Origin of the sequence: Streptomyces sp. NPDC094448 (assembly GCF_044763775.1) — a bacterium.
In the GTDB taxonomy this organism is placed as follows: Bacteria; Actinomycetota; Actinomycetes; order Streptomycetales; family Streptomycetaceae; genus Streptomyces.
Genome location: NZ_JBIWGU010000005.1, coordinates 157,174 through 184,119 on the forward strand (window position 1 = coordinate 157,174; position 26,946 = coordinate 184,119).

Annotated in this window: 23 protein-coding genes, 1 pseudogene and 1 riboswitch; of the genes and pseudogenes, 10 read left to right on the forward strand and 14 right to left on the reverse strand. The window is 71.1% G+C overall.

Annotated elements, in window-relative coordinates:
• Nucleotides 1-98: 98 nt before the first annotated feature.
• Together nagA and ACIQ9E_RS11665 are read right to left on the reverse strand one after the other, a co-directional pair.
• Entirely contained in the window at nucleotides 99-1,295 is a 1,197-nt protein-coding gene (nagA, locus tag ACIQ9E_RS11660; RefSeq protein ID WP_403705609.1) for an N-acetylglucosamine-6-phosphate deacetylase, read from the reverse strand.
• Nucleotides 1,295-2,233 (reverse strand): ROK family protein, encoded by a 939-nt coding sequence (locus ACIQ9E_RS11665; protein ID WP_403705612.1) that lies wholly within the window; start codon nucleotides 2,231-2,233, stop codon nucleotides 1,295-1,297. The genes nagA and ACIQ9E_RS11665 overlap by 1 nt, the downstream gene beginning before the upstream one ends.
• 314 nt (nucleotides 2,234-2,547) lie before the next feature.
• Here ACIQ9E_RS11665 and ACIQ9E_RS11670 point away from each other — a divergent pair, with 314 nt between their 5' ends.
• Both ACIQ9E_RS11670 and ACIQ9E_RS11675 read left to right on the forward strand, forming a co-directional pair.
• A complete protein-coding gene (locus ACIQ9E_RS11670; protein WP_403705615.1) occupies nucleotides 2,548-2,979 on the forward strand; it encodes a GNAT family N-acetyltransferase in 432 nt (143 codons plus the stop codon).
• A gap of 347 nt (nucleotides 2,980-3,326) precedes the next feature.
• Entirely contained in the window at nucleotides 3,327-4,445 is a 1,119-nt protein-coding gene (locus tag ACIQ9E_RS11675) for a methyltransferase domain-containing protein (protein WP_403705618.1), read from the forward strand.
• A gap of 120 nt (nucleotides 4,446-4,565) precedes the next feature.
• On the opposite strand, the pseudogene ACIQ9E_RS11680 reads toward ACIQ9E_RS11675, so the two are convergent.
• Together ACIQ9E_RS11680 and ACIQ9E_RS11685 are read right to left on the reverse strand one after the other, a co-directional pair.
• A pseudogene (locus ACIQ9E_RS11680) lies at nucleotides 4,566-5,123 on the reverse strand (DUF6879 family protein); the annotation flags it as partial.
• Nucleotides 5,124-5,177: 54 nt separating this feature from the next.
• Nucleotides 5,178-6,011, reverse strand: coding sequence for a class I SAM-dependent methyltransferase (locus ACIQ9E_RS11685; RefSeq protein ID WP_403705621.1), 834 nt, complete (start codon nucleotides 6,009-6,011; stop codon nucleotides 5,178-5,180).
• 80 nt (nucleotides 6,012-6,091) lie between these two features.
• Here ACIQ9E_RS11685 and ACIQ9E_RS11690 point away from each other — a divergent pair, with 80 nt between their 5' ends.
• From ACIQ9E_RS11690 to ACIQ9E_RS11710, 5 genes are all read left to right on the forward strand, one after another.
• A complete protein-coding gene (locus tag ACIQ9E_RS11690) occupies nucleotides 6,092-6,820 on the forward strand; it encodes a GntR family transcriptional regulator (RefSeq protein ID WP_403705624.1) in 729 nt (242 codons plus the stop codon).
• A gap of 182 nt (nucleotides 6,821-7,002) precedes the next feature.
• On the forward strand, nucleotides 7,003-7,434 hold the full coding sequence (locus ACIQ9E_RS11695) for an ATP-binding protein (RefSeq protein ID WP_403705627.1): 432 nt from the start codon (nucleotides 7,003-7,005) through the stop codon (nucleotides 7,432-7,434).
• Nucleotides 7,424-7,576 (forward strand): hypothetical protein, encoded by a 153-nt coding sequence (locus tag ACIQ9E_RS11700; RefSeq protein ID WP_403705629.1) that lies wholly within the window; start codon nucleotides 7,424-7,426, stop codon nucleotides 7,574-7,576. Before ACIQ9E_RS11695 ends, ACIQ9E_RS11700 begins: the two co-directional genes overlap by 11 nt.
• A 274-nt stretch (nucleotides 7,577-7,850) precedes the next feature.
• Nucleotides 7,851-8,099 (forward strand): hypothetical protein, encoded by a 249-nt coding sequence (locus ACIQ9E_RS11705; RefSeq protein ID WP_403705631.1) that lies wholly within the window; start codon nucleotides 7,851-7,853, stop codon nucleotides 8,097-8,099.
• On the forward strand, nucleotides 8,096-9,490 hold the full coding sequence (locus ACIQ9E_RS11710) for a PTS transporter subunit EIIC (protein ID WP_403705634.1): 1,395 nt from the start codon (nucleotides 8,096-8,098) through the stop codon (nucleotides 9,488-9,490). Before ACIQ9E_RS11705 ends, ACIQ9E_RS11710 begins: the two co-directional genes overlap by 4 nt.
• Before the next feature lie 204 nt (nucleotides 9,491-9,694).
• On the opposite strand, the gene ACIQ9E_RS11715 is transcribed toward ACIQ9E_RS11710, so the two are convergent.
• From ACIQ9E_RS11715 to ACIQ9E_RS11740, 6 genes are all read right to left on the reverse strand, one after another.
• Nucleotides 9,695-11,134: an aldehyde dehydrogenase family protein gene (locus ACIQ9E_RS11715; protein ID WP_403705637.1), complete on the reverse strand. Its 1,440-nt coding sequence runs from the start codon at nucleotides 11,132-11,134 to the stop codon at nucleotides 9,695-9,697.
• Nucleotides 11,135-11,465: 331 nt separating this feature from the next.
• Entirely contained in the window at nucleotides 11,466-12,098 is a 633-nt protein-coding gene (gene aroQ, locus ACIQ9E_RS11720; RefSeq protein WP_403705639.1) for a gamma subclass chorismate mutase AroQ, read from the reverse strand.
• Nucleotides 12,099-12,123: 25 nt separating this feature from the next.
• On the reverse strand, nucleotides 12,124-13,197 hold the full coding sequence (locus tag ACIQ9E_RS11725; RefSeq protein ID WP_403705641.1) for a Clp protease N-terminal domain-containing protein: 1,074 nt from the start codon (nucleotides 13,195-13,197) through the stop codon (nucleotides 12,124-12,126).
• 201 nt (nucleotides 13,198-13,398) lie between these two features.
• A complete protein-coding gene (locus tag ACIQ9E_RS11730) occupies nucleotides 13,399-13,842 on the reverse strand; it encodes a RidA family protein (protein WP_403705645.1) in 444 nt (147 codons plus the stop codon).
• A 140-nt stretch (nucleotides 13,843-13,982) separates the two neighbouring features.
• A complete protein-coding gene (locus ACIQ9E_RS11735) occupies nucleotides 13,983-15,521 on the reverse strand; it encodes an alpha/beta hydrolase (protein ID WP_403705647.1) in 1,539 nt (512 codons plus the stop codon).
• 204 nt (nucleotides 15,522-15,725) lie between these two features.
• A complete protein-coding gene (locus tag ACIQ9E_RS11740; RefSeq protein WP_403705650.1) occupies nucleotides 15,726-17,300 on the reverse strand; it encodes an alpha/beta hydrolase in 1,575 nt (524 codons plus the stop codon).
• Nucleotides 17,301-17,626: 326 nt separating this feature from the next.
• Here ACIQ9E_RS11740 and ACIQ9E_RS11745 point away from each other — a divergent pair, with 326 nt between their 5' ends.
• Nucleotides 17,627-19,288 carry a hypothetical protein gene (locus ACIQ9E_RS11745; protein ID WP_403705653.1) on the forward strand — a complete coding sequence of 554 codons (1,662 nt, stop codon included), beginning with the start codon at nucleotides 17,627-17,629 and terminating at the stop codon, nucleotides 19,286-19,288.
• The gene (locus ACIQ9E_RS11750; RefSeq protein ID WP_403705656.1) at nucleotides 19,278-20,942 is read left to right on the forward strand and encodes a hypothetical protein; all 1,665 of its coding nucleotides are present in this window, start codon (nucleotides 19,278-19,280) and stop codon (nucleotides 20,940-20,942) included. The genes ACIQ9E_RS11745 and ACIQ9E_RS11750 overlap by 11 nt, the downstream gene beginning before the upstream one ends.
• Before the next feature lie 141 nt (nucleotides 20,943-21,083).
• Here ACIQ9E_RS11750 and groL read toward each other — a convergent pair whose 3' ends face one another.
• The 4 genes from groL to thrC form a co-directional block, all read right to left on the reverse strand.
• Nucleotides 21,084-22,706 carry a chaperonin GroEL gene (groL, locus tag ACIQ9E_RS11755; RefSeq protein ID WP_366256124.1) on the reverse strand — a complete coding sequence of 541 codons (1,623 nt, stop codon included), beginning with the start codon at nucleotides 22,704-22,706 and terminating at the stop codon, nucleotides 21,084-21,086.
• Between the two features lie 357 nt (nucleotides 22,707-23,063).
• The gene (locus ACIQ9E_RS11760; protein WP_006348514.1) at nucleotides 23,064-23,267 is read right to left on the reverse strand and encodes a cold-shock protein; all 204 of its coding nucleotides are present in this window, start codon (nucleotides 23,265-23,267) and stop codon (nucleotides 23,064-23,066) included.
• Nucleotides 23,268-23,736: 469 nt separating this feature from the next.
• Nucleotides 23,737-24,012 (reverse strand): MoaD/ThiS family protein, encoded by a 276-nt coding sequence (locus ACIQ9E_RS11765; protein WP_006348515.1) that lies wholly within the window; start codon nucleotides 24,010-24,012, stop codon nucleotides 23,737-23,739.
• Between the two features lie 137 nt (nucleotides 24,013-24,149).
• Nucleotides 24,150-25,463, reverse strand: coding sequence for a threonine synthase (gene thrC / locus ACIQ9E_RS11770; RefSeq protein ID WP_403705662.1), 1,314 nt, complete (start codon nucleotides 25,461-25,463; stop codon nucleotides 24,150-24,152).
• Between the two features lie 17 nt (nucleotides 25,464-25,480).
• Nucleotides 25,481-25,660, reverse strand: a riboswitch (SAM riboswitch).
• Nucleotides 25,661-25,881: 221 nt separating this feature from the next.
• Between thrC and ACIQ9E_RS11775 the strand changes: the two genes are divergently transcribed.
• The gene (locus ACIQ9E_RS11775; protein WP_403705666.1) at nucleotides 25,882-26,832 is read left to right on the forward strand and encodes a glucosyl-3-phosphoglycerate synthase; all 951 of its coding nucleotides are present in this window, start codon (nucleotides 25,882-25,884) and stop codon (nucleotides 26,830-26,832) included.
• The last annotated feature ends 114 nt before the right edge of the window (nucleotides 26,833-26,946 follow it).

Below are 26,946 nucleotides of genomic sequence, written 5' to 3' on the forward strand. Positions count from 1 at the left end.
CGGTTGGCCCACCCCCCGGGCCAACCGCCTGCGCTGTTCGAGCCGGAAAACGCCCTGTTCGGACCCGGTCCGGTCGCCGGTACGACGACCTCGTACGGCTACTTCGGCTCGACGACCCACTCGCCGCGCCGCATCACGCCCTTGAGCGCGAACTCGGCGTCGAGGATCACCAGGTCCGCGTCCTTGCCCGGTTCCAGCGACCCGATCCGGTCGTACAGGCCCAGCAGCTTCGCCGGGTTCACCGAGATGGCCTGGACGATGTCCTCGACGGGGAGCAGGTCCACGGTCGCGGCCCGCCGGAAGGCGGTGTCCAGGGTCAGCGTCGAACCGGCGATGGAGCCGCCTTCGACCAGCCGGGCGACGCCGTCGGTGACATCGACCGCCAGCGGGCCGAGCTGGTAGATGCCGTCCCGGAAGCCGGCCGCGTCCATCGCGTCGGTGATGAAGGCGACCCGGCCCGCACCCGCCCGGTGGAAGGCCAGTTCCAGGGCCGCGGGGTGGAGGTGCGTACCGTCGTTGATCAGCTCGACGGTGACCCGCTCGTCCTCCAGCAGCGCCACGATCGGGCCGGGGGCGCGGTGGCCCAGCGGCGGCATGGCGTTGAAGAGGTGGGTGGCGACGGTGGCGCCCGCGTCGATGGCCTCGGCGGTCTGCTCGTACGTGGCGTCGGTATGGCCGATCGCGGCGATCACGCCGTGGTCGGCGAGGAGGCGTACGGAGTCCAGCCCGCCGGGCAGCTCGGTGGCGAGGGTGACCATCTTCGCCGTACCGCGGGCGGCGTCGATCAGCTTGCGCACCTCGGCCGGGTCGGGGTCGCGCAGCAGCTCCTCGCTGTGCGCGCCCTTGCGGCAGGGGGAGATGAAGGGGCCCTCGAAGTGGACGCCCGCGAGGTCGCCCTGCTGCACGATCTCGGCGAGTTCGGCGGCCCGTCTGGCCAGGAAGTCCGTGTCGGCGGTGACCAGGGAGGCGACGAGCGTCGTGGTGCCGTGTGCGCGGTGGGTACGGACGCCCTGGAGCACCTCGTCGGCGGTGCCGCTGGTGAAGGAGGCGCCGCCGCCGCCGTGGTTGTGGAGATCGACGAAGCCCGGAACGATCCAGTGCCCGGTCAGATCGCGGACGGGCGCGCCGGCGGGCGCCGGGCCCGCCTCCGCCGCGGTGATCTTCGTGCCCTCGACGGTGACCGTCCCGTTCTCGACGGCCCCGTTCGGCAGGACGACCCGGGCTCCGGTGAGGATCGTGCTGTCGGCGCGAGCGGCGCCCGCTGCGCTGTGGGCGAGTACGGCGCGTGCGGCCATTAGGCGGTTACCTCCGAGTCGGTGGCGATCAGATCCCAGGCGAGCAGCCCGGCACCCAGGCACGCTGCGGTGTCCCCGAGGGCGGCCGGGACGATGGCGGGCAGTTTCTGGAACGTGACGCGCTCCTCGACGGCCGCCCGCAGCGGTGTGAACAACGTTTCCCCCGCCTCGGCGAGCCCGCCACCGATGATCAGCGTGCGGGGGTCCAGCAGGGTGAGCGCCGTGACGAGACCGGCGGCGAGGGCGTCCACCGCGTCCTGCCAGACGGCGGTCGCCTTCGGGTCGCCGGACACGACGGCCTTGGCGCAGTCGGCGGCGTCGGCGTACGGATTGCCGCTGGCCTCCGCCCAGGCACGTGTCACCGCGGAGGCGGAGGCGAGGGTCTCCAGACACCCGCGCTGACCGCATCCGCAGTCGGGTCCGTCGGGGCGGACCACGACGTGCCCGATCTCGCCCGCGTAGCCGTGCGCCCCGGCCTCGATGGTGCCGCCGATCCCGATGGCGCCCGCGATGCCGGTGCCGAGCGGGACGAACAGGAACCGGTCGATGCCGCGCCCGGCGCCGATCCGCCCCTCGGCGAGCCCGCCGGTGCGGACGTCGTGCCCGAGGGCGACGGGGATCCCGCGCAGTCTGCGGCTGAGCAGATCGCGCATGGGGACGTCGCGCCAGCCCAGGTTGGCGGCGTAGACCGCGATCCCCTGCTCGGAGTCGACGATCCCGGGGATCGCCACCCCGGCGGCGAGGGCGCTCCGGCCGAACTGGGCCACCCCGTAGTCCAGAAGCTCCTCCGCGAAGTCGAGGATCGACTGCACGACGGCATCGGCTCCGCGCTCGCGCCCCGTCGCCCGCCGGTCCTCGTAAAGGAGCGTGCCGTCCACCCCGACGAGGGCGGCTTTCATGCCGGTGCCGCCCACATCGAGGGCGATGACGTGTCTCACCCCGACAGTTTGGCGGGCGACCGGGGGATAGGTCTAGTCCACTACATCTAATTGTTGCGGAGTCATACAAATTAGGGAGGGGTGGTTGGCCGGGATATATGCGGCTTCGCCGGGGCGATTCGCCTCCCTGTTTCTTCCTGAGAGCATCACGGGAGGGCCGCGCCCCGGCCACTGGTGGTGCGATTCCAGCAAGCGCTTTCCCCGCGAGGCGGGTAGGCGGGGGCGCCGGGGCGCGGCCGCGGTCCGGCACCTCCCGTCTGTTCCTCCCCGGGAACTCGGTGGCCGGCCCCGCCCCCGGCTGGTTCGATGCGCGCATGAAACCTTCGCTCCCGCTGGGCTACGAGATCTCGACCTCTCCGGACCGCCTCGACCGCGCGCTGATCCACCGGTGGCTGTCCACGGACGCGTACTGGGCCGTGGGCCGCTCCCGGGAGCTGCAGGAGGCGGCCATCGAGGGCTCGCTGAACTTCGGGGTGTACGAGACGGAGACCGGCACCCAGGTCGGCTTTGCCCGGGTGGTGACGGACCGGGCCACCTTCGCGTGGCTGTGCGATGTGTACGTGGCTCCGGAGCTGCGCGGCCGCGGTCTCGGCAACGCGCTGGTGGCGGCGGTCCGCGACGAGGTCGCCGCCTTGGGCGTGTACCGGATCATGCTGGCCACGGCGGACGCGCACGAGGTCTATGCGAGGGCGGGCTTCGGACCGCTGGAGGAGCCGGGGAAGTGGATGGTGCTGGGCCGGGTATGAGGCCCCGCCCGCCCGTCGGCGCGGGCCGGGTACCGTCGCCGTGCGCCCGAGCCCGTCACCGCTGACGAACGCGCGCCCCGGGCGCGCCTTCGGCGCCGTGCATCGACCGGTCGGCGGGGGCCGGAAAACGTCCTCACAGGCCCGTCCCCGGACCGCCACACTGCGCATACGTACCGCATACGTACCGCATGTGCATCGGCATGCGTACCGGAAGGAAGGGGCGGAGGCCATGGGGAAGCACGGGGACGGCAAGGGCGGCGCCGAGGGCGATCAGCAGCAGCCGCCGAGGGAGGCCGACGGCCAGTGGGACCGGCCGATCCCTCCGGCGGATCCCGACGAGGACTGAGGTGGGCACACCGGAAGGCCTGGTCGAGATCCTGACCCGGAAGGGGGCGATCCCCCCGGGCTGGGAGGAGACCGTCGCCGCTGTCCGGCGGGACCTGTTCCTGCCGGACAGCTTCGAGACGGGGGGCCGGACGGTCTCCCGGGACCGCGAGCCGGACCGCTGGCTGGACTGCGTCTACGGGGACCTCGCGCTCACCACCCAGCTCGACGACGGCCGCCCCGGCCCCGAGGGCGGCTACCGGCTCCCCACCTCCTCCAGCTCGATGCCGTCGGTGATGCTGGAGATGCTGTCGCTGCTGCGGGCCGAAGAGGGCCACCGGGTGCTGGAGGCCGGGGCGGGCACCGGCTACAACGCGGCCTGGCTGGCGCACCGGCTCGGGGGCGGGAACGTCGTCTCCGTCGATATCGACCCGCTGCTGGTGGAGCAGGCCGCGAGGAATGCCGCCGCGGCCGGAACGAGCCCCCGGATCGTCTGCGGCGACGCGGACCGGGGCCGGCCGGAGGACGCCCCGTACGACCGGCTGATCGCCACCTACACCGTGCCCCGCATCCCGTACGCGTGGATCGAACAGACCCCGCACGGCCGGATCGTCGCCCCCTGGGGCGGCAGCTTCTTCCACGCGAGCTTCGCCGTGCTGGACGTCGCGGACGGAGTGGGCCGGGGCAGGTTCCACGGCCATCCGTCGTTCATGCGGACCCGCAACGACCGCCCGTACCGCGGATGGCTCCGGGACTTCCTCCACCACACCACCGAGGCCGCGGCGACGGCGACGACCCTCGACCCCCGCCGCCTCCTGCGGAATCCGGACGCACTGTTCGCCGTGGGCCTGGCGCTGCCCCGCGCCTGGTACCACTGGGTCCGGGCGGAGGACGGCAGCGGCGAGGCGACCCTGTGGCTGCTCGCCGACGACCGCGCGTCCTGGGCGTCCGTCGACTACCTGCCCGGCCAACGGGACTATCCGGTCGAGCAGTACGGCCCCGAGCGGCTCTGGGATACGGCCGAAGAGGCTTTCCGGCAGTGGGAAGGCCGGGGCGCCCCGGAACGCGCCCGCTTCGGCCTCACGGTCTCGGCGGCCGGCGAGCGGGTGTGGCTGGACCGGGAGGATCGGGCGGTGGGCTGACGCCTAACAGCGGCAGATCAGCAGCCCGCCGAGGCAGGTGATGGTGAAGGCGGCGGGCCTGCGGATCTCGTCGGCCACGATCGTGCGGGCCCGGAGCCCGGGCTTACTGGTAGTCGCTGCTCACCCGTCCCGCACACGGTCCGCCCCGGCTACCTGCGCGGCGAATTCGTCCCACGAGAATGCATTGTGCATCGCAGCGTCACGCACCATGCAGTAGCGGACGACCTTGGCCGGTTCGGTGATCAGTTCGATGTTGACGAGGTTGTCGGCATCGTCGAAGTGCAGCAGCGCCACCAAGCGCGAGTCGAAGAGCCAAAAGTCTTCGGCGGGCAGCGCCGCGTGGTCGGCGTCCTCACGCCGCAGATAGCGGATGTCCTCCCCGACGGCTGCGTTGTGCCGGGCGTAGTCGAGCAGGAACCGTTGCTCAATGGTGGGCGGGCTGTCCGCGACGCGCACCCGGCCGACCGTCTTGCCCGCCTCGGTCTGGGCCTTGATATTGATGAACCAGGGCTCGTCGGGATCGCAGGGCGAGGACCCGGTGGCCAGGAACGCCTGGAAGTCGGGGTCCTCACGGTCGGACGCGTAGCCGCGCCGTGTTTCCAGCCGCCAGGCGGTGTGCTTGAAGGTTTCGAAGAGACGGCGGAAGCCGTCCCCGTCCACGAACTCGGAAACACCCTCCGGCGCTGTCACAGGGCTTTGACGATTTTGGGTCATTGAGGGCCTCCAGATCGGTCAGGACTGGGCTACGGCGAGCAGGTGCGACGCTGCGGCTAGCAGTGCGGGGTGGGGTTCGGCCAGTCGGGCTGCCTCCAGTGCGGCCAGGAACAGGGGGCTGTCGAGGGGCAGCGGGGCACCTGAGTGCTGTTCGGCAGCCTTCAGTGCTCCCCACGCCGGTCCTTCGACCCCGTACACGCGCACATCGCCGAGCCCGACGTTGGACATTTCCTCTACGAGTTCGGCCGCGGTGTGGAAGTAGGCGGCGGTGAAACCCTTTCTGCCGGGCTCGTGGACCCCGGTGGTGAGGATGTCCGCGACCGCTTCTCGCACGCGTTCCTTGGTCCCCAGCCACGTGGTGGCGGTGTGCTCGTACAGCGATGCGTACCGACCGATGGCGGCGGCAACAACCAGTCCACCAGCTCGAACGACTCTCCGCGCCTCCGTGAGCGCTCGCAGCCGCTCATCCTTACGCAATAGGTGGTAGAGCGGCCCTAGGACGAGAACGGCGTCATAGCTGCCATCATCGGCTGTCAGGGCGCGGGCATCGCCGAGTTCGGCCGTGGCGCCGGTCCTGCGGGCCTGCTCGATATGGCGTGGCACGGGATCGACAACGTGAACGGTGTAACCGTCTTTCACGAGCCACGCCGCGTGGGCGCCGGGCCCGCCGCCCACGTCCAACACTCTGGCCGGAGGCTCGGGGAGGTGACGGCGGAGAAGCTCCTGTGTGCGGACCATTTCCAGGACGCCGTCTGCCGCCGAGGTGAGACGGACGGACTCGTCGATGGTTTCGCTGTAGAAGGCGAGGATCTCCGGCGCGATGACCGGTGTGGGGCCAGTCGGTGCGTTCATGAGAGAAGTCTGGCGGGTGGCCCTGTGAATCGCCAGACCGTAGCGTGGCCGGTCAACCGGTCACCTTCGAAGGGATCTCCATGCCACCGCTGAAGTATGAACTCATCGCCGAGGACTTGCGCCGCAGGATTGCCGATGGCGAGTTCGGGCCCGGCGAGATACTGCCGTCGAGCAGGGACTTGTGCGAGCAGTGGAGTGTCTCGCGGGCTACTGCTATCAAGGCCATGGAGACGCTGCGCGCCGACGGGCTGGTGACTCCGCATCAGGGGCGGGGGTTCACCGTGGTCGAAATCGCGGTCGCCCGGCCTGCCGGCGGCAGGCGCAGTGGTACGAGTCGTACATCGGGCGGACGCCCGTTCCGGCGCCTCGGAACACCGGAGATGCTGGTGCCGCCCTCGCATGTGGCAGAGAAGTTGGCCCTTCCAGTGGGTGCGGCTGCGCTGCACCGGAGCCGTCTGGTCCTGGCGGAGGACGGCAATCCGCTGACGTACGTGGTTGCTTGGTTTCCGCCCGATATCGCAGAACTGTGCCCGCGTCTGTCGGCCACGGGCCCGATCGCCGAAGGTACAACCCACTATGTCCGGAGAGAGACGGGTCGGGAGCCGGTTCGTGGAACGGACATCACTACGGTCAGGTTGGCGACCGTACTTGAAGCCGACCACTTGAGGGTGAAGCGTCCGACTGCCGTTGCCGTGGTGCTGCATACCGCCTATGACCGGGATGGCAGGCCGCTGGTCTGCGAAGAAGGTGTCACAGCTTCGGCCCACTGGGTTCTCGTCGACAACTATGAGATGGGGCAAGGGGTCTGACGAGGGCTTGACTGGACCGGTCCACCGGTCCAGTGTTGGGTGTGTCCTCGCGCACTCCCATGGTGCGCGAGCCGCCGCCTGCTTGCGGGAGGTGGTGAGAGCTACGTGGCCGCGCAATCGCTTCCAGGCGTGGCCCAGGAGCCGTACCAGGCCCTGCCGCCCAACACTTTGAGGTCCTGACCGTGACCACGAAACCACCCTCTGTCGGGCATCCCGGTTATGCGCAAACCCTTCCCCGTGCACCGGAGAGTGCCGTCATCGCGCGGCGGCTCGTCCGCACGGCACTTGGTGCCTGGGGGCTCCACTCCCTGATCGACGATGCCACCCTGGTCGTGACGGAGTTGGTGTCCAATGCTGCTCGTCATGCCAGACGGCCTTCGATTCGGGTCGTGGTGTCCCGCCCCTCGGAAGGAGCGGTCCGCCTTGGTGTTTTGGACCGGTCCCGAGTAGTTCCGGTCGTACGGGTTGATTCGGGAGGCGATTGTCTCGATGGCAGAGGCCTCCTTCTCATCGACGCCCTGACTCGTTCCTGGGGGATGGAGATTCACCGCTGGGGCAAGCAGGTGTGGGGCGAGCTTGCTTGCGAGTCTCCAGAGGCCCGACATGAACGATGAGTCCCGCACCGAAGAATGCGTCCGCTGCGGCCGCCCCGTCGAAGCCACCCCCGAGACCGAGGTCTTCGACGGCTTCTCCGCCTCCGGCGCCCGCCCCGCGCTCTACGCGCACCCCGGCTGCCGGTCCGCCGTCCGGAGCTGACCCCACGAGACCGCCCCGGCCCGCCGGACCCCCGCGGCGGGTCGGGGCACCGGCCCCCTGGAGTGCGCATGCAGCACCTCGTACGACTCCTTCTCGCGCTGCTTCCCCGCAGGGCTCCGGCCGCTGCCGTGCGGTGTCCGGTGGCGGACGTCGACCCCTGGGCGCGGCCCTGGACCAGTCCCTCCAAGGAAGAGGCGCAGGCCATCCTGCGGAGGCGGGGCAGGCGGCTGTATGTCATCAGCCATGGGATGCACCTTCCGCCCCGGATCCCCTCATGACCCCGGAGAGCCTGCTCGCCGAACGGCCCCCGGGCTGCCTCACTGCCGCCTGCTGCCTCTGCGGCCGGCCGACCACCGCACCCGTCGAAGTCCGGCACGTCCCGCCCGATACGACGCTGTACGCCTGTCCCGAGCATGCCACCGCGGTCGTTCCCGGGCCGGTCGCCCACGAGGACGAGGCCGTCCCCCGGATGAACGACGTCCAAGGGAGTCGGCTCGCGAAGGGGGTACAGATCCGGGCATGACGGGACAGAAGACCGATGCCGGGGCCATCGCCCGTGCCCTTCTCGACCAGGTCGGCGGTGCCGGGAATGTGCGGGACGTCGCGCACTGCATGACCCGGCTGCGGCTCCGGCTCGCCGACCGGGGGGCCGTGCGGGACGAGGAGCTGCGCGCGGATCCCGCCGTGCTCGGGGTGGTCGAGGAAGGGGACTCGTACCAGATCGTCCTCGGGCCCGGCACGGTCAGCCTCGTGGCCGCCGAGTTCGAGACGCTGATCCGGGAACAGCCCGAGGGCGGCGGGGTGAAGGGGGTCCTGCGGCGCGTCGCCAATGTGTTCGTGCCGCTCATTCCCGCCCTCGTCGGCTGCGGTGTCGTCGCCGGGCTCGCCGGGGTGCTCACCAATCTGAAGATCGCGCCCGGCGTCACGCCCGCGCTCGCCGCCGTCGCGGGCGGCTTCATGGCGCTCATCGCCGTCTTCGTCGGCTGGAACACCGCCAAGGAGTTCGGCGGTACGCCCGTCCTCGGCGGCGCCGTCGCAGCCGTGATCGTCTTTCCGGGGGTCGAGCGCGTCGAAGTCCTCGGGCAGCCGCTCCACCCGGGGCAGGGCGGCGTCCTCGGGGCACTCGCCGCCGCGCTCGTCGCGACGTACACCGAGCGGTGGGTACGGGGACGCGTACCCGCCGCGCTCGACGTCCTCGTCACCCCCGCCGTCACCGTCCTCGTCGCCGGGCTGGTCACCCTGTACGGGCTGATGTACGCCGCCGGGAAGGTCGCCGCCGCCATCGGCACCGCCGCCGACCGGCTGCTGGAGAGCGGCGGCGCGGGCGCGGGCTTCCTGCTCGGCGGGCTGTTCCTGCCACTCGTGATGCTCGGGCTGCACCAGGCGCTGATCCCCATCCACGCCACCCTCATCGAACAGCAGGGCGCGACTGTGCTGCTGCCGATGCTCGCGATGGCGGGCGCGGGGCAGGTCGGCGCGGCGATGGCCGTCTACGCCCGGCTGCCCCGCAATCCGGCGATCCGCACGACGGTGCGTTCGGCGCTCCCGGCGGGCCTGCTGGGCGTCGGCGAGCCGCTCATCTACGGTGTCTCGCTGCCGCTGGGGCGGCCGTTCGTGACCGCATGCGTCGGCGGGGCCTTCGGCGGCGGCTTCGTCGGGCTGTTCTCGATGCTCGGCGACCGGGTCGGGGCCACCGCCATCGGACCCTCCGGCTGGGCCCTCTTCCCCCTGCTCCACGGCAACCAGGGGCCCGCCGCCGCGGCCGCCGTCTACGGGGGCGGGCTGCTCACCGGGTACGCGGCCGGGTTCGCCGCCACCTACTGGTTCGGCTTCACCCGGAGCATGCTCACCGAATACGACCGGGGGGAGGACCGGGAGACCGGTGAGGGGAGGGAACAGGAAGCCGTCGCCTGAGGGGAGACAGGGGGAGGGGGCAAGAGGCCGTCCGCCCGAGGACGGAGAGCGGGGGGCGGGGCACGGAATCCATCGGTCCCGGGCAGGCAGCCGGGGACACACCCACCCCCCGTGGCCGCGAGTCCCTCACGATCTCCGTCCGGCCGGTTCGGCGGTTGCCACCGTAGCCGGGGGCACTGACAACAGGCCCCTACGGCAGAGGTGTCAGAGGCTGATGACGCCCGTCCGCGTGTCCGTCATATCCATCAGCGTCCACTTGCCGCCGATCCGGCCCCAGCCCGTACCCCGCCCGCCCGCGCCCCCGAACGGCATATTGATGTCCCACCAGTTGTTGGACTCGTTCACCATCACCTGACCGACCGCCATCTCCTCCATGAACCGGAATGCCGACGTCATGCTGCGGGTGAACACCGCGCCCTGGAGGCCCAGCGCGTCGTCGTTCGCGATCCGCAGCAGTTCGTCCTCGTCCCGCCCCGTGATGACCGGCACCACCGGGCCGAAGGACTCCTCCTTCGCCAGCAGACTGTCCTCCGGCACCCCGTCCACCACCGTGAACTCGTAGTACAGGTCCGTCGGCATCCCCGGCCGCCGCCGCCCGCCCCGCAGCACCCGCGCGCCCCGCTCCCGGGCGTCCGCCAGATGCCGGTCCATCTTGGCCGCCACGCCCTCGTTGTTCAGCGGACCCAGCAGGGTCTTCTCGTCGAAGGGGTCGCCCAGCACCACCCGCTCCGACTCGCGCAGCACCGCCTCGACAAAGGCGTCGTGGACCTCCGCGTGCACCACCACCCGCTCGGTGGCGCAGCACACCTGGCCCGCACAGGGGTACGCCCCGTCCACGGCCGCCCGCGCCGCCGCCTCGACATCCGCGTCAGCGAGGACGACCAGCGGGCCGTTCCCGGAGCACTCCATCAGGGAGCGCTTCAGCCCGGCCGCCGCGGTGATCTTCGCGCCGGTCGCGGAGGAGCCGATGAAACCGATGGCGTGGATCCCCGGATGCCGTACCAGCGCATCCCCGAACCCGCCGTCCCCGGGCAGCACACTGACCAGCCCCTCCGGCAGTCCGGCCGCCACCAGCGCCTCCATCGCCCGCAGGACCGTGAGCGGAGTGTTCGCCGGGGGTTTGACGACCAGGGCGTTTCCGGTGGCCAGACCGGGTGCGGCGAACTCCGCGAACATCAGCAGCGGGAAGTTCCAGGGCGTGATGACCCCCCAGGTGCCCACCGGGCGATGGAAGGTGAACATCCGCTTGCTGTTGTCGCGGGACAGCAGCGTCTCCCCGTTGAGCCGTACCGCGTCCTCCGCGTGGAGCCGGAAGAGCTGCGCCGCCTCGGTGACGTCGGCCACCGACTCGGCCAGCGGTTTGCCCTGCTCCAGGGTCTGGAGGCGGGCCAGTTCGGCGCGGCGGGCGTCGAGTTCGGCGGCGATGCGGTGGCAGAGCGCGGCCCGCTCCCACACATTGACCCGCGCCCACGCGCGCTGGGCGGCATGGGCCGCGGTCACGGCGGTGTTGAGGTCGGCGGCGGCCGGGAGGGGGAAGGAGCCGACCGGTTCGCCGGTGGCGGGGGAGACGACCTCCGCCCGTTCCGTCCCGCTGCCGTCCGTGTACGTACCGGCGATGAACAACTGCTGCTGTGCGGTGGTCATGAGGGTGCGCTCCTCGGTCCGGTCCGGCGGTGTGATGGCGGGGAGGCCGGGCGCAGAAGGTCCCGGCCGTCCCCGGTGATCGTTCCGATGATCCAGCGGCGCGCCGCCCCCGTCGAGAGCCCGGACGGCAGCCGACGAAACCGGCCGCGGGCCCGGGCGGCACCGAGACCGGCCGCGGGCCCGGACGGCACCGAAACCGGCCGCGGGCCCGGACGGCACCGGAGCCGGCCGCGGGCCCGGACGGCACCGGAACCGGCCGCCGGAGTCCGCGCCCCCCGTGCGCGGACTCCGGCGGCCGTCCCCCGAGCCGGTGTGCCGTCCCCTGGTCCGGTCAGCGGACCGGGCACACCGACGGGACCGCCCGCACCAGCGCCCTCGTGTGCAGCTGGTCGAGCTGCTTCTCGTGGCGTACGTGCACGGCGGTCACGGCCAGCACCCCGCGGCACGACCAGGCAGCCCGCGCCCGCTCCGAACCCGCGACGGCCCGCACCAGTTCGGTGTTGATGCGGTTGATCTCCTTGCGGACCTCCGTCAGATCCGGGCGTTCGGCCGGTGCCTTCGACGGGTCCTCGGTCCACAGCGCGTGCAGCCCCCGCTGGACGAGCTTGTTCGCTTCGATCTGGTCGCGGAAGATCGCGACGGTCGTCTTCGGGTCGGTGCCCGCCTCCAGTGCCAGCCGGCGGACGGATTCGAGGACGACCTGCTCCCGCGCGGGATCGTCGATCGGGCTGTCCGTGCCCCACTTCGCCGCCGCGACGAGATCGGCCGTGGCGAGCCGTTCGGCGGAGAGCGTGGTGAGCGGGAGGAGCTGGGAGTACGAGGAAGGGGCACCGGCCGGGGGCGCGGAGGTGCCGTGGGCGGTCGCCGGGGCGACCCCGGCGGCCAGCATCCCGGCGGTGACGGCGGCGGTCAGTGCGAGCCGGGCGTTACGGGGGTGCGGGCGGGCGGTGCCGTGGCTGGACAAGGAGCTTCCCCTCGGGAGGTGACGTCTACTCGGCAGTGGTCGGCTGCCGCGGGTCCGCGCCCCGGATCTGCCGGATCAGCCGCCCGGCGCGCGTTCCGTCCTGCAGGAGGGTCTCCACCAGGGGGCCGGTTCCGTCGTCGCCCCGGGCGGCCGTCAAGATCTCCTCAACGGGACTGGGATCGGTGCCGAGATCCGGGGCGGCCGCCAGGGCCCGCCGTACACCGGCGTAGTCCAAACCCATGGCCGCCAGCCGCTCCCCGCCCCGGAAGCGTTCACCGGCACCGGACAGCCCTTCCCGCGCCAGATGGGGGTGGGCCATGGCGACCTCGTGCGTGGCGAGCACCGCCAGCAGGATGTGTTCGGTGCGGAGCTGCCGGTGGCCGAGTTCACGGGCCTGCTCGGGCGTCTCCCGGAACACCCAGAACCCGGGCTGTGTCGCCCAGTTCACCCCGCTGACCAGCCACCGCTTCCAGAACGCCATCGGGTAGTGGCGGTTGCCCAGCAGCAGGTCCCTGGTCCGGTGCAGCAGCGGGTCGAGCACGCTCTCCGGGACCCCCGTACCCGGTGAGTCCGGCCCGTCCCCGCCGGTCCGCGGCTGTTCGCCGTCGAGCCGGGCCGCTACCGCAGCGGCGGTCGTCCCGCAGATCGCCAGCAGTTCGGCGCAGCGGTTCCCCTCCTCGCGGAGCAGCCCCCTCAGCAGATGCTCCGGGAGGAGCCGGGCGGTGCCCGTCTTCTCGCCGCCGGCGTCGGCTTCGGCCAGCTGGAGGGCCGCTTCGCAGGCTCGCCGGGCGCTGCCCGTCAGCAGCCGCCGCTCGTCCCCGTCGTCGCCGAGGACGGACCGCGACGAGACGCTGTGCGCGACCCCGTCGTCACCGGCCCACGGCACCGCGTCGGGCCGGATCTGCCGGTCCCGCAGGACCGCCATCGCCGCGGTCCGGGTGACGCCCTCGGCGGCGAGCGCCTCCCGGGCCGGGCACTTGGTGTCGGTGATCGCGGCCAGCAGGTGTTCGGTGCCGATGGCGTTCGTGTCGGTGGCTCCCCAGGCGGCGCCCAGGATCCCGATCACCTTCCAGCCGATGTCGACCTGTGCCTGTGCCATCGGAGTCTCCCGTCGTCCGGTGTCCTGTCGTCTCCGGGTACAGATTTCCCGGTGCCGGGCGGGCGGCGCGTCCACCGTTCGTCGCCGGTCGCGACGACGAAGGTCGTGACCGGGCGGAGGCTGTGACGGCGGAGGTCGTGACCGGGCGGAGGCTGTGACGGCGGAGGCCGTGACCCGCCCGCCGGACGGCGGCCGGTGGCGTCAGCGCGGGAGCGCGGCCGTCAGGTCGACCTCGACGAGCTGTCCGGGGTAGCCGAGCCGGGCCACGCCGATCAGGGTGCTGGCGGTGGAGAACGCGGACACGATGACGGATTCGTTCAGCCGGTCCCACGCCCGGGCCAGTACCTTCTCGTCCGGGCTGACCACGTAGATCACGGAGCGGACGACGTGTTCGGGGCCCGCGCCCACCGCGTTCAGAGCGGTCAGGGCATTGGCCGCGACCTGGTCGATCTGGGCGTCGAGATCGCCCTTGCCGACGACCTCGCCGGAGAGGTCGAGGGGGCACTGTCCGGAGAGATAGGCCGTACGGCCCGCCTCGACGACGGTGATGTGGTGGTAGCCGGGGGTGGCGTGCAGCCCTTCGGGGTTGATGCGGTCGATGCCTGCGGTCTCGGTCTCGGTCGTGGTCTCGTGCTTGTCCGTCATGGGAACGAGTCTGCGATTCCGACGGGAATTACGCACTCCGTTTTCGCCGGGAAGTCGTGTGCCGGGACAAGCGCGCGGATCCGGGAGTGCCCTCCCGCCGACAGCGGCGGGAGGGCACTCAGCTCGGGCTGCTACCGAGGTCAGAACCGGTTCGGGAGCACCGGCAGCTTCCGCTCGCCCCGCTCCGTCGCCGCCTCGCCCGACGGCCGGTCCGCCGCACAGGTCACGTCCTTCGCGGGCAGCTTCCCGGTCACCAGATAGCCGGTCGCCACATCGTCGGCGCAGGAGCTGATCCCGTACCGGTAGACGCCGTGGGTCTCGGCCTCGTCCACGGTCACCAGCCGGGAGCCCTTCAGCGCCCGGTGCATGCCCTGCGCGGTGAACAGCGGGGTCTGGGAATCCCACTCCGCCTGGAGGATCAGCGACGGGACCCGGTTGTCGACGTTCGTCGCGGGCTCGGCGGGCCGGTCCCAGAAGGCGCACGGGGTGATGTTCGACGCGTGGTCCCCGAACAGCGGCAGCCGTACGGAGTCGACAGCCGCCTCGACGGCGTACCGCTGCGGGTTCCGCGGCCAGTTGCCGCCGTCACCGCAGGCGACCGCGTTGAACATGGATATGTCGTTGTCGCCAGGACCCCAGACCGGGAAGTCCGGCACCGGCTTGCCCGCCGCCGCGTCCTTGAAGACGCCCAGGATGTAGGCGCCCTCCGCGCGGTAGAAGAACAGCGGGCGCATCACCGAGCGGATCGCGGCGCCGTCGTAGTACGTCTCCCCGACCTTGACCGGCTTGCGGTCGGCCTGGGCGACGAGGTCCCGGAAGCCCTTGGCGACCGCCTGCGGGGTGGCGCCGTGCCCGTACTGGTCGTTCCGCGCCGCCGCCCAGTCCGTGAAGCGCGTGAACGCCGGCTCGACGCCCTTCGCCCAGGCCTGGAGCATGCCGCGCCAGGCGAGTTTCGGGTCGACGGCGCTGTCCAGGATCATCCGGTCGGAGCGGTGCGGGAACATCTGGGTGTAGACCGCGCCGAGGTAGGTGCCGTACGACACCCCGATGTAGTTGATCTTCCGCTCGCCGAGTGCGGCGCGGATGGCGTCCATATCGCGGGCGGTGTTGCGGGTGGTGAAGTGCTGGAGATCGGCGCCGTACTTGGCCCGGCACTTGTCCGCGACGCCCTTCGCCCAGGCCACGTCGGAGGCGAAGGTCTGCTTCTTGTACGGGCGCAGCACCGTACGCTCCGCCGGGACGGTGCCGCATTCGACGGGCGTACTCCTGGCCACCCCGCGCGGGTCGAAGCCGATCAGGTCGTAGCGGTCGAGCACCGACTGCGGCAGCCGGCCGCCCCAGTCCAGCGGATCGCCGAGTCCGGAGCCGCCGGGGCCGCCGGGGTTGAAGAGGAGCACCCCGCGCCGCTGCTGCGGGTCGGCCGCCTTGATCCGGGAGACGGCGACGTCGATCTTCTTGCCGCCGGGGGCGCGGTAGTCGAGCGGCACCTTCAGCGTGGTGCATTCGTACGCGGCGGGCTGGTCCGGGCTGCACCGCTGCCACGTCGGCTGCACCGACTGCGACTGCGACTGCTGTGCGGCGGGGGCGGCAGCGGCGGGTGCGGCGACGGCGACCAGGGGTGCCAGAGTCGCCAGTGCGCTGACCGCGGCAACGGGTGCGAAGCGTCGTGCTGACTGCACGGGAGTCCTTTCTCGAAGCGTAAAAACGTTTCTCTGAACGGGAGTTGAGGCAGTTGTGCGAACGACGGGTGTACGGAAGCTACTGGAGCAACGCCTGGGCCGTACCCCCTCCGCCCGCGCCCGGCGGCTCTGCGTGAGCCCGGCGGGCGTGATGCCCGGCGTCCCGGAGGGGCGACCGGGGTGATCACCCGGTGATGGGCGGGTTCACAGGCTCCTGTGGTAGGGACGGGTGCCGAAGCCCCCGGGCGCGGTCGCTCCGAACGGCCCCTCCGGCGCCGGTGGCGCGTCCGTACCGGACCGCTGCCGCGGTGCCGGGTCGGCCCGGCAGGTCGTATCGGCGGCCGGCAGCCGACCGCTCGTCAGATACTCCGTGGCCAGATCGTTCGCGCACGCCCCGCCGAAGAGATAGACCCCGTGGCCCTCCCCCTCGTCGACGGTGACCAGCCGGGAGCCCTTCAGGGCCCGGTGCAGGCCCCGCGCGCCGCTCAGCGGGGTCTGGGAATCCCACTCGTTCTGCAGGATCAGCGCCGGGACCCGGTTGTCCACCGTCGTCGGCGGCTCGACGGGCCGGTCCCAGAAGGCGCAGGGGGTGATGTTGGAGGCGAAGTCCCCGTAGAGCGGATACCGCTTCCCGTCGCGTACGGAATCCCGGGCGTACGTCCCCGGGCTCCGCGGCCAGGCCGCGTCCCCGCACAGGATCGCGAACTGGCCGGACGCCTCGTTGTCGGAGGGCGGCGGCTCCTGCGGCAGGGGCGGCACCGGCTCTCCGGCCGCCGCGTCCTTCAGCATCACGACCGTCTCGGCCGCGTCCTCGGCACCGAAGAACAGGGCACGCATCTCGTCGCGTATCGCGTCGCCGCCGAAGAGGTCGTCACCGATCCTGATCGGCTTCCGCTCGGCCTCGCGGACGAGGTCCCAGAAGGTGCGGGAGACCGCCTTCGGGGTGGCGCCGAGCCCGTAACGGCCGTCCCGGGCGGCCGTCCACCGGGTCCACCGCTCGAACGCGGGACCGGCCTCGGCGCCCCAGCCGCGGAAGTTCTCCCGCCAGGCGAGCTTCGGGTCGACCGCGCTGTCCAGCACGAACCGGTCCGCGCGCCGCGGGAACAGCTGGGTGTAGACGGAGCCCAGATAGGTGCCGTACGAGTAGCCGAGGTACGAGATCTTCCGCTCGCCGAGTGCGGACCGGACGGCGTCCATGTCGCGGGCGGTGTTCCGGGTGGTGAAGTGCTTCAGGTCCGCGCCGTATCCCGCCCGGCACTTGCCGGCGGTGCCGCGCGAGCGCGCCGTGTCCGCGGCGAAGGTCTTCGCACCGTACGGGCGGGGCCACCGGGTCTCCTCCTCGGTCAGACCGCAGGCGACGGGCGCGCTCCGCCCGATACCCCGCGGGTCGAAGCCGACGAGGTCGTAGGAGTCGAGGACGGACCGCGGCAGCGCGCGCCGGAACTGCACGGGCATCTGCAACCCCTCGCCGCCGGGGCCGCCGGGGTTGATGAGGAGCACCCCGCGCCGCTTCTCGGGGTCGGCGGCCCGGATCCGGGAGACCGCGATGCCGATTCGCTTCCCGGCCGGGTCCCGGTAGTCCAGCGGCACCCGCACGGTGGTGCACTCGAAGTCGGCGGCGGTGCCGGGGCCGCAGCGCTGCCACGACAGCGGTACGGACCGGGGCGCGGCCGCCGGGGAAGGGCGGGCGCCGCCCGGCGCGGCGACGGCCGGCGCCGGGGCCAGAGCCACCAGCGCAGTCGCCGCCGCCACGGCGGGGGCCAGGCGTCTTGCCTTCACGGAAACGTTCCTTCCGCCGGGGTTCCGGGACACGAACGACCCTGCCCGAAGCGGTGATGACAGCGAATCATCCGGAGAGCCGACGCTGCGTCTGTCTTCGGTCGTACGGCCCCGCACCGGCCGTCATTCTCCGGACGCAGCGGAAACCGGCCGGTCTCAGGGGCCTATTACCGGCCTTAAGGGCTGGTCAACGGGGCGCCTTTGCCGGTAAAACACTTTCAGCACACCGCTATCGTGCTTCCTAGCGATCCGCAGCACTCTCGCGCGGTCGCCCCGCGGCCGGCCCCCGGCGGCCCGCCGCCTCTTGCTGACCTGTGGGGGGTCCCTTGTCGCGTTCAACGCGCAAGCTGCCGCGCGCCTTCGTGCGCACGGCAGCCGTTATCGCACTGTCGACGGGCGTCGCCGTGCCCGTCGTCGTCACCGCACCTGCCGCGTATGCGGCGGTGTCCTCCGTCACCACCACGGTCGACGGAAAGCTCGCCGTCGGACTGCCGTCCAACGCGATCTGGGTGAAGGCGTCCGTCCTGGCGTCCACCCAGCCCGACGCGGCCGTCCTGCTGGAGGACGAGCAGCTCACCGGAGACGGCCAGGGCACCTGGACCACCGACCGGGCGCTCCGGCTCCCCGAAGGCACGGCCTTCGGCAGCTACCCGGTCCGGGTGGACTACCGCCTGCCCGGCGGAACGCTCCAGCAGCAGACCATCGGCACCTTCGCCTATCTGAAGCGCGCCAAGGTCGCCACGGTCGCCTTCGACCGCACCAGCACGGACATCGACAACCTGACGACCGTGCTGTCCGGCACGGCCACCACCTTCGACCCGTCGACCGGCATCACCGGCCCCTCCCCGGAGGGCGCCGAGGTGCAGGTGCAGGTCAAGGTGGAACGGGAGTGGCCGGTGGCGTACCGCACTCTGACCGCCGCCGCCACCGTCGACGCCCAGGGCAAGTTCTCCGTTCCGGTCACACCCGAGGGACGGATCACCGGCGGTCTGGCGTTCCTCAAGCCCGGCGCCGCCGACACCGCCGTCCTTCCGGGCATCAACCTGCCCTGGGTCTCCGCGGAGAAGGCCCAGGTCCGGATCCAGGCCGTCAACGACAAGCGGCGGGTCCACAAGGGCCAGCCCTTCACGGTCAAGGGCCGGATCGAGAAGCTCACCGACGAGGGCTGGAAGCCCTACGCCGACGCCCCGGTGCTGTCGTCGATGACTCCGCCCATCTATTACGACGCGCACCTCAAGACCCCGCTCGGCAGCGGGAAGTCCGCCGCCGACGGCACCTTCTCGTACACCGCGAAGGCCACCGTCTCCGGCACCGTCTACACCCACGCCAAGCCGTCGGTGTATCTGCCCGAAACCGCGGACTCCAGCCCGATCGCCGTACCCGAGAGGCTCACCCTGGGCTCGCCCGCGTACAGCATCGACGCATTCGGCATGGTGACGGCGAGCGCCCGCGTCTACGGCGTCGACTGCGACGGCGAGCTCGTGGCCTTCCAGTACTCGCCCGACGGGCGGACCTGGTACAACATGACGGGTGTCAGGGCCGGTTCCTACAGCGCCAACGAGTGCCGGGTGAGCCTCCAGAGGGAGGGCTACATCCGCGGCTACTACCGCTTCTACCACGCGGAGTCCGACCGGTTCGTCGCGGCCGCCGCCGCGCCCAAGTTCGTCAGCCGCTACCTCACCCGGTTCGTGGGGCACAGGTACTCCACCTCCCGCCCCAAGATCAACGGCAGCATGACGGTTTCGGGTACGGTCCAGCGCCAGGTCAACGGCAAGTGGATCGCGCACCCCGGCGCCAAGGTGATGATCCTCGTCAAGCCCAAGGGCCAGGACCAGTGGTACTGGTCCGTCAAGGGCAAGACCAACAGCAAGGGCGTCTACAGCCTGAAGGCGCCGGTCTACAGCGACGGGACCTGGGCCGCCGTCACCGAGCCCATGAACGGCTACTTCTACTCCGAGACCAAGGACACCTACATTGATGCGCGCTGATCCGATCACGCGCCGGCCCATGGCGCTCTCCCTCGTCGCCTCCGCCGCCGCGCTCGCGCTGGCCGCGGGCGCGGCCCCGGCCCTGGCCGCCCAGGCGGCCGGGGGCCCCGGTATCGGAATCGCCGTCACCGACCGGCAGCAGCGCGGTTCGTTCACCGTCGGCGCCTGGACGGACACCCCCGGGGCCACCATCAGCAAGGTGTCGGCGGTCGTCCGCAGCGGCAGCACCGTCGTCGCGGAGGTCCCCGAGCTGACGGAGACCGTCCCGGGCTCCGGCCGCTACCAGGTTCCCGCCGACGGAAAGCTGAAGCTCACCGAGGACGGCGGCAGCATTCCCGAACTGGGCCGGTACACCATCGATGTCACCGTCGACGAGAGCAACGGCACCCAGGTGACGCGGGCCAACGCGGGCACCCTCGACTTCACCATGCGGCTCCAGGCCGCGGGGCTGAGGATCGCCCAGCCCACCTGGGAGAACCGGGGCAGCACGGTCAAGGGCACCCTCGTCGGCATCCAGCCCGGCTCCGGCGACCAGGTCCCGCTCTCCGGCCGGACGATCGACCTGGGCCTGGGGCAGTTCTGGAACGACCCCGCCCCGGACGCCGCGGGCACCGTCACCACCGGCACCGACGGCGCCTTCAGCACCGTTGTCGCGGTGGGCCGTTACAAGCACCATGTGCAGCTCCGGCACACCATGCGGGAGAGCGGTGTCGACGACACCCTCTACGCCGAGAACTATGTCGGCAGTCCCGCGGCACGCCGGGTCGACATCGCCGCCACCGCCGACAAGAAGCGGATCCTGCCCGGCGAGAAGCTCACCGTCACCGGCCGGGTGACCCACCAGGGCGCGCCGGTGGCCGGGCTCGCGGTGGTGGCGGACGCCGCCGCCAGGAAGACCACCGTCACCACGGACGCCGACGGCCGCTTCACCGCCGTACTCACCCCGGCGGCGGGAGCCAGCGGCTACCCGTCCTGGTCGGTCCGGCCGGAAGGCCCGTACGAGGACGGTTACGCCGCCGGCGCTCTGGAGGTGCCGCAGGAGACCACCGTACGGCCGAGCATCACGCTCGCGAGCAACGGCACGGTGACGGTCAAGGGCACGGCCCGTGTCACCTACGCCACCGATGCGCATCCGTCCGACTGGCAGCCGATGCGGCTGGAGTACTCCGGGGACAAGCGGACCTGGAAGACCCTCGTCTCCACCCAGATCTATGTCGACTCGGTGAACTGGAACGCGTTCAGCCTCACCGCCCGCGGCGGCAACGGCTACTACCGGCTGACCACGTCGACCACCCAGAAGTTCCTCGGCACATCGACGTCCCCGGCGCCGCTGTCCCGGATCTCGACCCGGCTGACCACCGCCAACGCCACCCCCGAGCCGGTGAAGAAGGGCGCGACCCTCACCGTCGCCGCCACGCTCACCGAGCGCAGCGGCAGCACCTGGCGGCCCCTGGCCCAGCACTGGGCGACGCTGTCCTTCCTCCCGAAGGGCAGCACCAGGTGGTCCATCGCCGGGCACGTCCGGGCGGACGCCAAGGGCAAGGCCGTGATGAAGGTCCGCGCAGGTGCCGACGGCTACTGGCGCTTCACCTACACCGGCAGCTCCCGGCACTACGACGCCGCGGGCGCCTCGGACTACGTCGACGTCCGCTGAACCCGCAGGCCGGTCCGGGCAACCGCCCGGACCGGCCTGCGGGTCATGGGCCGACGCCGAAGGGCGGTACCCCCACTGGGAGTGGGGGTACCGCCCTTCGGTAGGTACGGCTGGGCTTGCCGATCCTGGGAGATCCCGGGATCAGAAGTCCATGTCACCGCCCGGCATGCCGCCCGGAGCGGCCGCGGCGGCCTTCTCCGGCTTGTCGGCGATGACGGCCTCGGTGGTCAGGAACAGCGCGGCGATCGACGCGGCGTTCTGGAGCGCGGAGCGCGTGACCTTCGCCGGGTCGAGAATGCCCTCGGCGATCATGTCGACGTACTCGCCGGACGCGGCGTTCAGACCGTGGCCGGGGGTCAGGTTGCGCACCTTCTCCACGACGACACCGCCCTCCAGGCCGGCGTTGACGGCGATCTGCTTCAGCGGGGCCTCCAGCGCGAGCTTCACGGCGTTGGCACCGGTCGCCTCGTCGCCGTCCAGCTCCAGCTTGTCGAAGACCGAGGAGGCCTGGAGCAGGGCCACGCCACCACCGGCGACGATGCCCTCCTCGACGGCCGCCTTCGCGTTGCGAACGGCGTCCTCGATGCGGTGCTTGCGCTCCTTCAGCTCGACCTCGGTCGCGGCACCGGCCTTGATGACGGCCACGCCGCCGGCCAGCTTCGCCAGGCGCTCCTGGAGCTTCTCGCGGTCGTAGTCCGAGTCGGAGTTCTCGATCTCGGCGCGGATCTGGTTGACCCGCCCGGCGACCTGGTCGCTGTCACCGGCACCGTCGACGATGGTCGTCTCGTCCTTGGTGATGACCACCTTGCGGGCGCGGCCCAGCAGGTCGAGGCCCGCGTTCTCCAGCTTGAGGCCGACCTCCTCGGAGATGACCGTGCCGCCGGTGAGGATGGCGATGTCGTTCAGCATCGCCTTGCGGCGGTCGCCGAAGCCCGGGGCCTTGACGGCGACGGACTTGAAGGTGCCGCGGATCTTGTTGACGATCAGCGTCGACAGGGCCTCGGCCTCGACGTCTTCGGCGATGATCAGCAGCGCCTTGCCGGACTGCATGACCTTCTCCAGCAGCGGCAGGAGGTCCTTGACCGAGGAGATCTTGGAGTTGACGACGAGGATGTACGGGTCGTCGAGGACGGCCTCCATACGCTCCATGTCGGTGGCGAAGTACGCCGAGATGTAGCCCTTGTCGAAGCGCATACCCTCGGTGAGCTCCAGCTCCAGACCGAAGGTCTGGGACTCCTCGACGGTGATGACGCCTTCCTTGCCGACCTTGTCCATGGCCTCGGCGATCAGCTCGCCGATCTGGGTGTCGCCGGCGGAGATGGAGGCGGTGGAGGCGATCTGCTCCTTGGTCTCCACGTCCTTCGCCTGCTCGAGGAGGGCACCGGAGACGGCCTCGACGGCCTTCTCGATACCGCGCTTCAGGCTCATCGGGTTGGCACCGGCGGCCACGTTGCGCAGGCCCTCGCGGACCAGCGCCTGGGCCAGCACGGTCGCCGTGGTCGTACCGTCACCGGCGACGTCGTCCGTCTTCTTGGCGACTTCCTTGACCAGCTCGGCGCCGATCTTCTCGTACGGGTCCTCCAGCTCGATCTCCTTGGCGATGGACACACCATCGTTGGTGATCGTGGGGGCGCCCCACTTCTTCTCGAGGACGACGTTGCGGCCCTTGGGGCCAAGGGTGACCTTGACGGCGTCGGCGAGCTGGTTCATCCCGCGCTCGAGACCGCGCCGTGCCTCCTCGTCGAACGCGATGATCTTTGCCATGTGAAGGGTCCTCCACGGACTGGAGTAGGAAGCTCTTCGGACCGCGCCTGCGCCCGCGACGGACGGCCTGCCGGACCACGCAGCTCCATGCGCCGCGCACCCGGCGAGCCTCACCGACTCGGCCCTTCGTTATCACTCTCACTGGGAGAGTGCTAACGCCAATGATTAGCACTCGGCACCCGAGAGTGCAAGGCCGCTCGGGCGGGGGCCGGCTCCGGCGGCGGGCGGCACGGGGCTCCGGCGGCGGGAAACGCGCAGGGTCCGCGCCCCGGTGAGCGGGGTGCGGACCCTGGTGAATGCGTCTGCGTGCGAGCGTTGGTGTGCGTCGACGCGCAAGCGCGCGGAAGGAAGAGTCGGTCAGGCCGAGAGCTTGACCATGTCGGCCTGCGGGCCCTTCTGGCCCTGTGAGATCTCGAACTCGACCCGCTGCCCCTCTTCGAGGGTGCGGTAGCCGTCCATCTGAATCGCGCTGTAGTGGACGAAAACATCCGCACCACCGTCGACCGCGATGAAGCCGTACCCCTTCTCCGCGTTGAACCACTTGACGGTGCCCTGAGCCATGCCTAACTCCCCTATTACTGGCCCTTGCACAGGACCGCACCTCGCGGACCCGGGTCTGAGCTCACCCGACCTCACAGGTGTGCGCCGGAACGCGTCGACCGCGGCTGAATGTATCTGCACAACTGCCCTCTGCAACAGGGCAATCGGGCGGGAAATCCGGAAGGCTACTATCGGGTAATTGTCCTGAATTCAGGAAATTCCGGGGCAAGTCCGACCGGACAAAAGGAATGTATGAGGCAGAGTGTGCCTGCACATTGGCTGCTTCTTATCGAGTCCGGGCGCATTCTCATACCTGGCCACTGGCCGGTGATCACCGGGCGTTCCCCAACTCTAGCGTGTTCAACCATGCAGAATGGCCCCCTCCGTTTCTCTTACGGAGGGGGCCATTTCGATGACCGAGGGTCAGTGCCGCGGACCGCGGGACCCGGGCGCGCCGACGGGGCGTACGCCCGTGTGCGGGGCCGGACGGTCAGCCGCCGGCGACCGCCGGGATGATCGAGATTCCGGCGCCGTCGGGGGTCGCGGTCTCCAGCCCCTGCTCGAACCGGACGTCGTCGTCGTTGACGTACACATTGACGAAGCGGCGCAGCTTGCCCTGGTCGTCCAGGACCCGGGCGGAGATCCCCGCGTGGTTCTTCTCCAGATCGGCGATGACCTCGGCGAGGGTCGCGCCCTCGGCGGCCACCTCGGCCTGTCCGCCGGTGTAGGTGCGCAGGATGGTCGGGATGCGGACGTTGACGCTCATGGGTGGTGCCTTCCTCGGGCGGTGGCCCTGGGCTCGGTGGACGGCTCGGCGGTCGGAAGCGGTGACGGGAGGTCCCGGACGGCCCCGGACGGCCCCGGCGGGACTGCTGCCGGGGCAGCGGCCGGGACAGCGGCCGGTCAGTGGGTGGCGAGGCCCGCCGCGCGGAACGCGTCCAGGCTCGGCCGGATGGTGGCGGTGGGGCCGCTGGTCGCGGCGACCGCGTCCAGCGTCTTGAGCCCGTCGCCCGTGTTGATGACGACGGTGGTCGCGGCGGGGTCCAGCACCCCCGACTCCAGCAGCTTCTTCGCCACTCCGACCGTCACGCCGCCCGCGGTCTCCGCGAAGATCCCCTCGGTCCTGGCGAGCAGCTTGATGCCCTCGACGACCTGCTCGTCCGTGACGTCCTCCACCGCGCCGCCGGTGCGCCGGGCGATGTCCAGGACATAGGGCCCGTCCGCCGGGTTGCCGATGGCGAGCGACTTGACGATGGTGTCCGGCTTCACCGGGCGGACCACGTCGTGGCCCGCCTTGTAGGCGGCGGAGACGGGGGAGCAGCCTTCGGCCTGCGCGGCGATGATCCGGTACGGCTTCTCCTCGACCAGACCGACCTTGATCAGCTCCTGGAGCCCCTTGTCGATCTTGGTGAGCTGGGAGCCGGAGGCCACCGGGACGACGATCTGGTCCGGGATCCGCCAGCCGAGCTGCTCGCAGATCTCGTACGCCAGGGTCTTGGAGCCCTCCGCGTAGTACGGCCGGAGATTGACATTGGTGAAGCCCCAGCCCTCGCCGATCGGGTCGCCGATCAGCTCGGAGCAGAAACGGTTCACGTCGTCATAGGTGCCCTCGATGGCCACGACGTCACCGCCGTAGACGGCGGCCATGACGACCTTGCCCTGCTCCAGGTCGTGCGGGATGAAGACACAGGACCGCAGCCCGGCGCGGGCGGCGGCGGCACCGACGGCGCCCGCGAGGTTGCCGGTGGAGGAGCAGGAGAGGGTGGTGAAGCCGAAGGCGCGGGCGGCCTCGACGGCGATGGCGACGACCCGGTCCTTGAAGGAGTGGGTCGGGTTGCCGGAATCGTCCTTCACATACAGCTCACCGGTGACGCCCAGCTCGGCGGCGAGCCGGTCGGCCTTCACGAGCCGGGTGAAACCGGGGTTGAGATTGGGCTTGGCGGCCACGTCGGCGGGGACGGGCAGCAGGGGCGCGTAACGCCAGATGCTCTCCGGGCCGGCCTCGATGGCCTTGCGCAGCGCCTCCGGGTCCCCGGTGGGCAGCTCGTAGGCGGCTTCCAGGGGACCGAAACAGGAGGCACAGGCGAAGCTCGGGCTGAGCGGGGTGCGCTCTCCGCACTCGCGACAGGAGAGCGCGACGGCGGGACCGAGATCCACTGAGGGGGCGGCGGGGGCGGTGGTGGTGTCGGTGGTGCTTGCGGCGGTCTGCGCAGCCATGGAGGCGAGGCCCTTTCTCCTCATCTTCCTCATGGCGCATCTCGCCATGAGACGGATTTGGCACCTTCCCTAGCCGGGAGCCTCGCGGCGTGGACGGGCGCTGTCCGCTGCTGCGGATCGCACTGTCACGACGGAGACCGGCTGGAGGGTTGCCGGGGCTTCAACGGGCCGTTTCCCTCTGCCCCTCTGGATGAGCGGTATTTGATTGTTGAGCAAGTTGAACGCCGGACCCCGACATGCGACGGTCATCCGCGTTGTTCAAGACTGTAACTGAAGGTCCGGACGGTTGAGATAGTCGTCCGTACCGCGAGATGGGTCACACAGGCGCGTCCGGACGCGCACGGAAGGTATCCGGACCCCCCTTCCCGCGCTCCCGGCAGGGCAGGGGAGGCATCCCCACGGTTGAGGAGTAGAGCACGTGCTCGAAGAGGTAGAGCGCTGGCTGGCGACGCGTTCCTGGTCGGCGGCGGACCGCCCGCTTCCGGCGCTGCTCGCGGCCAAACGGGCGGCCGTGCCCTCACCGACGGTGAGTGTCGTCCTGCCCGCGCTCGACGAGGAGGCGACGGTCGGTGACATCGTCACCGTGATCCGCCGGGAGCTGATGGAGCGGGTTCCGCTGGTCGACGAGCTGGTGGTGATCGACTCCGGCTCCACCGACCGGACCGCGGAGGTCGCGGCGGCGGCCGGGGCGCGGGTGGTCCACCGGGACGCGATCCTGCCGCGGATACCCGCGCTGCCGGGCAAGGGGGAGGTGCTGTGGCGCTCCCTGATGGTCACTCGCGGTGACATCGTCTGCTTTGTCGACGCCGATCTGCGGGACTTCTCGGCGGATTTCGTCTCCGGTATCGTCGGCCCGCTGCTGACCGACCCCGAGGTGCAGTTCGTCAAGGCGATGTATGACAGGCCGCTCGGTGAAGCCGCAGGTCAGGGCGGTCGGGTCACGGAGCTGGTGGCGCGTCCGCTGCTCAATCTGCACTGGCCGCAGCTGGCGGGGGTGGTCCAGCCGCTCGGCGGCGAGTACGCGGCCCGCCGCTCCCTGCTGGAGCGGCTGCCCTTCCCCGTCGGTTACGGAGTGGAGCTGGCGCTGCTCGTCGACGCGCTGCACACGGTGGGCCTGGACGCGCTGGCCCAGGTCGACGTGGGTTCCCGCAAGCACCGGCACCAGGACGGCAGGGCGCTGGGCCGGATGGCGGCGGCGATCTACCGGACGGCGCAACTGCGGCTTTCCCGGGGTCAGTTGGTGCGGCCGGTGCTGACGCAGTTCGAGCGGGGGGCGGACGGGTTCGTACCGCGGACCCATGCGGTGGACACGGAGGAGCGGCCGCCGATGCGCGAGATCGGTGAGTATGCGGCGCGTCGCGCGGCATAAGCACCGGTTTCCCAGCCAAGGGGCTGAATATCTTATGTATGACTTATACCCGTATTGCGCAGCCCCGGCGTCCCTCGGCCACCGCGGCTGCCGCGCCCGCACCCGTCTCCGTAC

Bases quoted from the DNA above. Each gene is read 5' to 3' on its own strand.
- ACIQ9E_RS11685 (WP_403705621.1), bottom strand. From the start codon at position 6,011: ATGAACGCACCGACTGGCCCCACACCGGTCATCGCGCCGGAGATCCTC.
- ACIQ9E_RS11700 (WP_403705629.1), top strand. From the start codon at position 7,424: ATGAACGATGAGTCCCGCACCGAAGAATGCGTCCGCTGCGGCCGCCCC.
- ACIQ9E_RS11670 (WP_403705615.1), top strand. From the start codon at position 2,548: ATGAAACCTTCGCTCCCGCTGGGCTACGAGATCTCGACCTCTCCGGAC.
- ACIQ9E_RS11765 (WP_006348515.1), bottom strand. From the start codon at position 24,012: ATGAGCGTCAACGTCCGCATCCCGACCATCCTGCGCACCTACACCGGC.
- ACIQ9E_RS11690 (WP_403705624.1), top strand. From the start codon at position 6,092: ATGCCACCGCTGAAGTATGAACTCATCGCCGAGGACTTGCGCCGCAGG.
- groL (WP_366256124.1), bottom strand. From the start codon at position 22,706: ATGGCAAAGATCATCGCGTTCGACGAGGAGGCACGGCGCGGTCTCGAG.
- ACIQ9E_RS11705 (WP_403705631.1), top strand. From the start codon at position 7,851: ATGACCCCGGAGAGCCTGCTCGCCGAACGGCCCCCGGGCTGCCTCACT.
- ACIQ9E_RS11750 (WP_403705656.1), top strand. From the start codon at position 19,278: ATGCGCGCTGATCCGATCACGCGCCGGCCCATGGCGCTCTCCCTCGTC.
- nagA (WP_403705609.1), bottom strand. From the start codon at position 1,295: ATGGCCGCACGCGCCGTACTCGCCCACAGCGCAGCGGGCGCCGCTCGC.
- ACIQ9E_RS11725 (WP_403705641.1), bottom strand. From the start codon at position 13,197: ATGGCACAGGCACAGGTCGACATCGGCTGGAAGGTGATCGGGATCCTG.
- thrC (WP_403705662.1), bottom strand. From the start codon at position 25,463: ATGGCTGCGCAGACCGCCGCAAGCACCACCGACACCACCACCGCCCCC.
- ACIQ9E_RS11730 (WP_403705645.1), bottom strand. From the start codon at position 13,842: ATGACGGACAAGCACGAGACCACGACCGAGACCGAGACCGCAGGCATC.
- ACIQ9E_RS11710 (WP_403705634.1), top strand. From the start codon at position 8,096: ATGACGGGACAGAAGACCGATGCCGGGGCCATCGCCCGTGCCCTTCTC.
- ACIQ9E_RS11760 (WP_006348514.1), bottom strand. From the start codon at position 23,267: ATGGCTCAGGGCACCGTCAAGTGGTTCAACGCGGAGAAGGGGTACGGC.
- ACIQ9E_RS11715 (WP_403705637.1), bottom strand. From the start codon at position 11,134: ATGACCACCGCACAGCAGCAGTTGTTCATCGCCGGTACGTACACGGAC.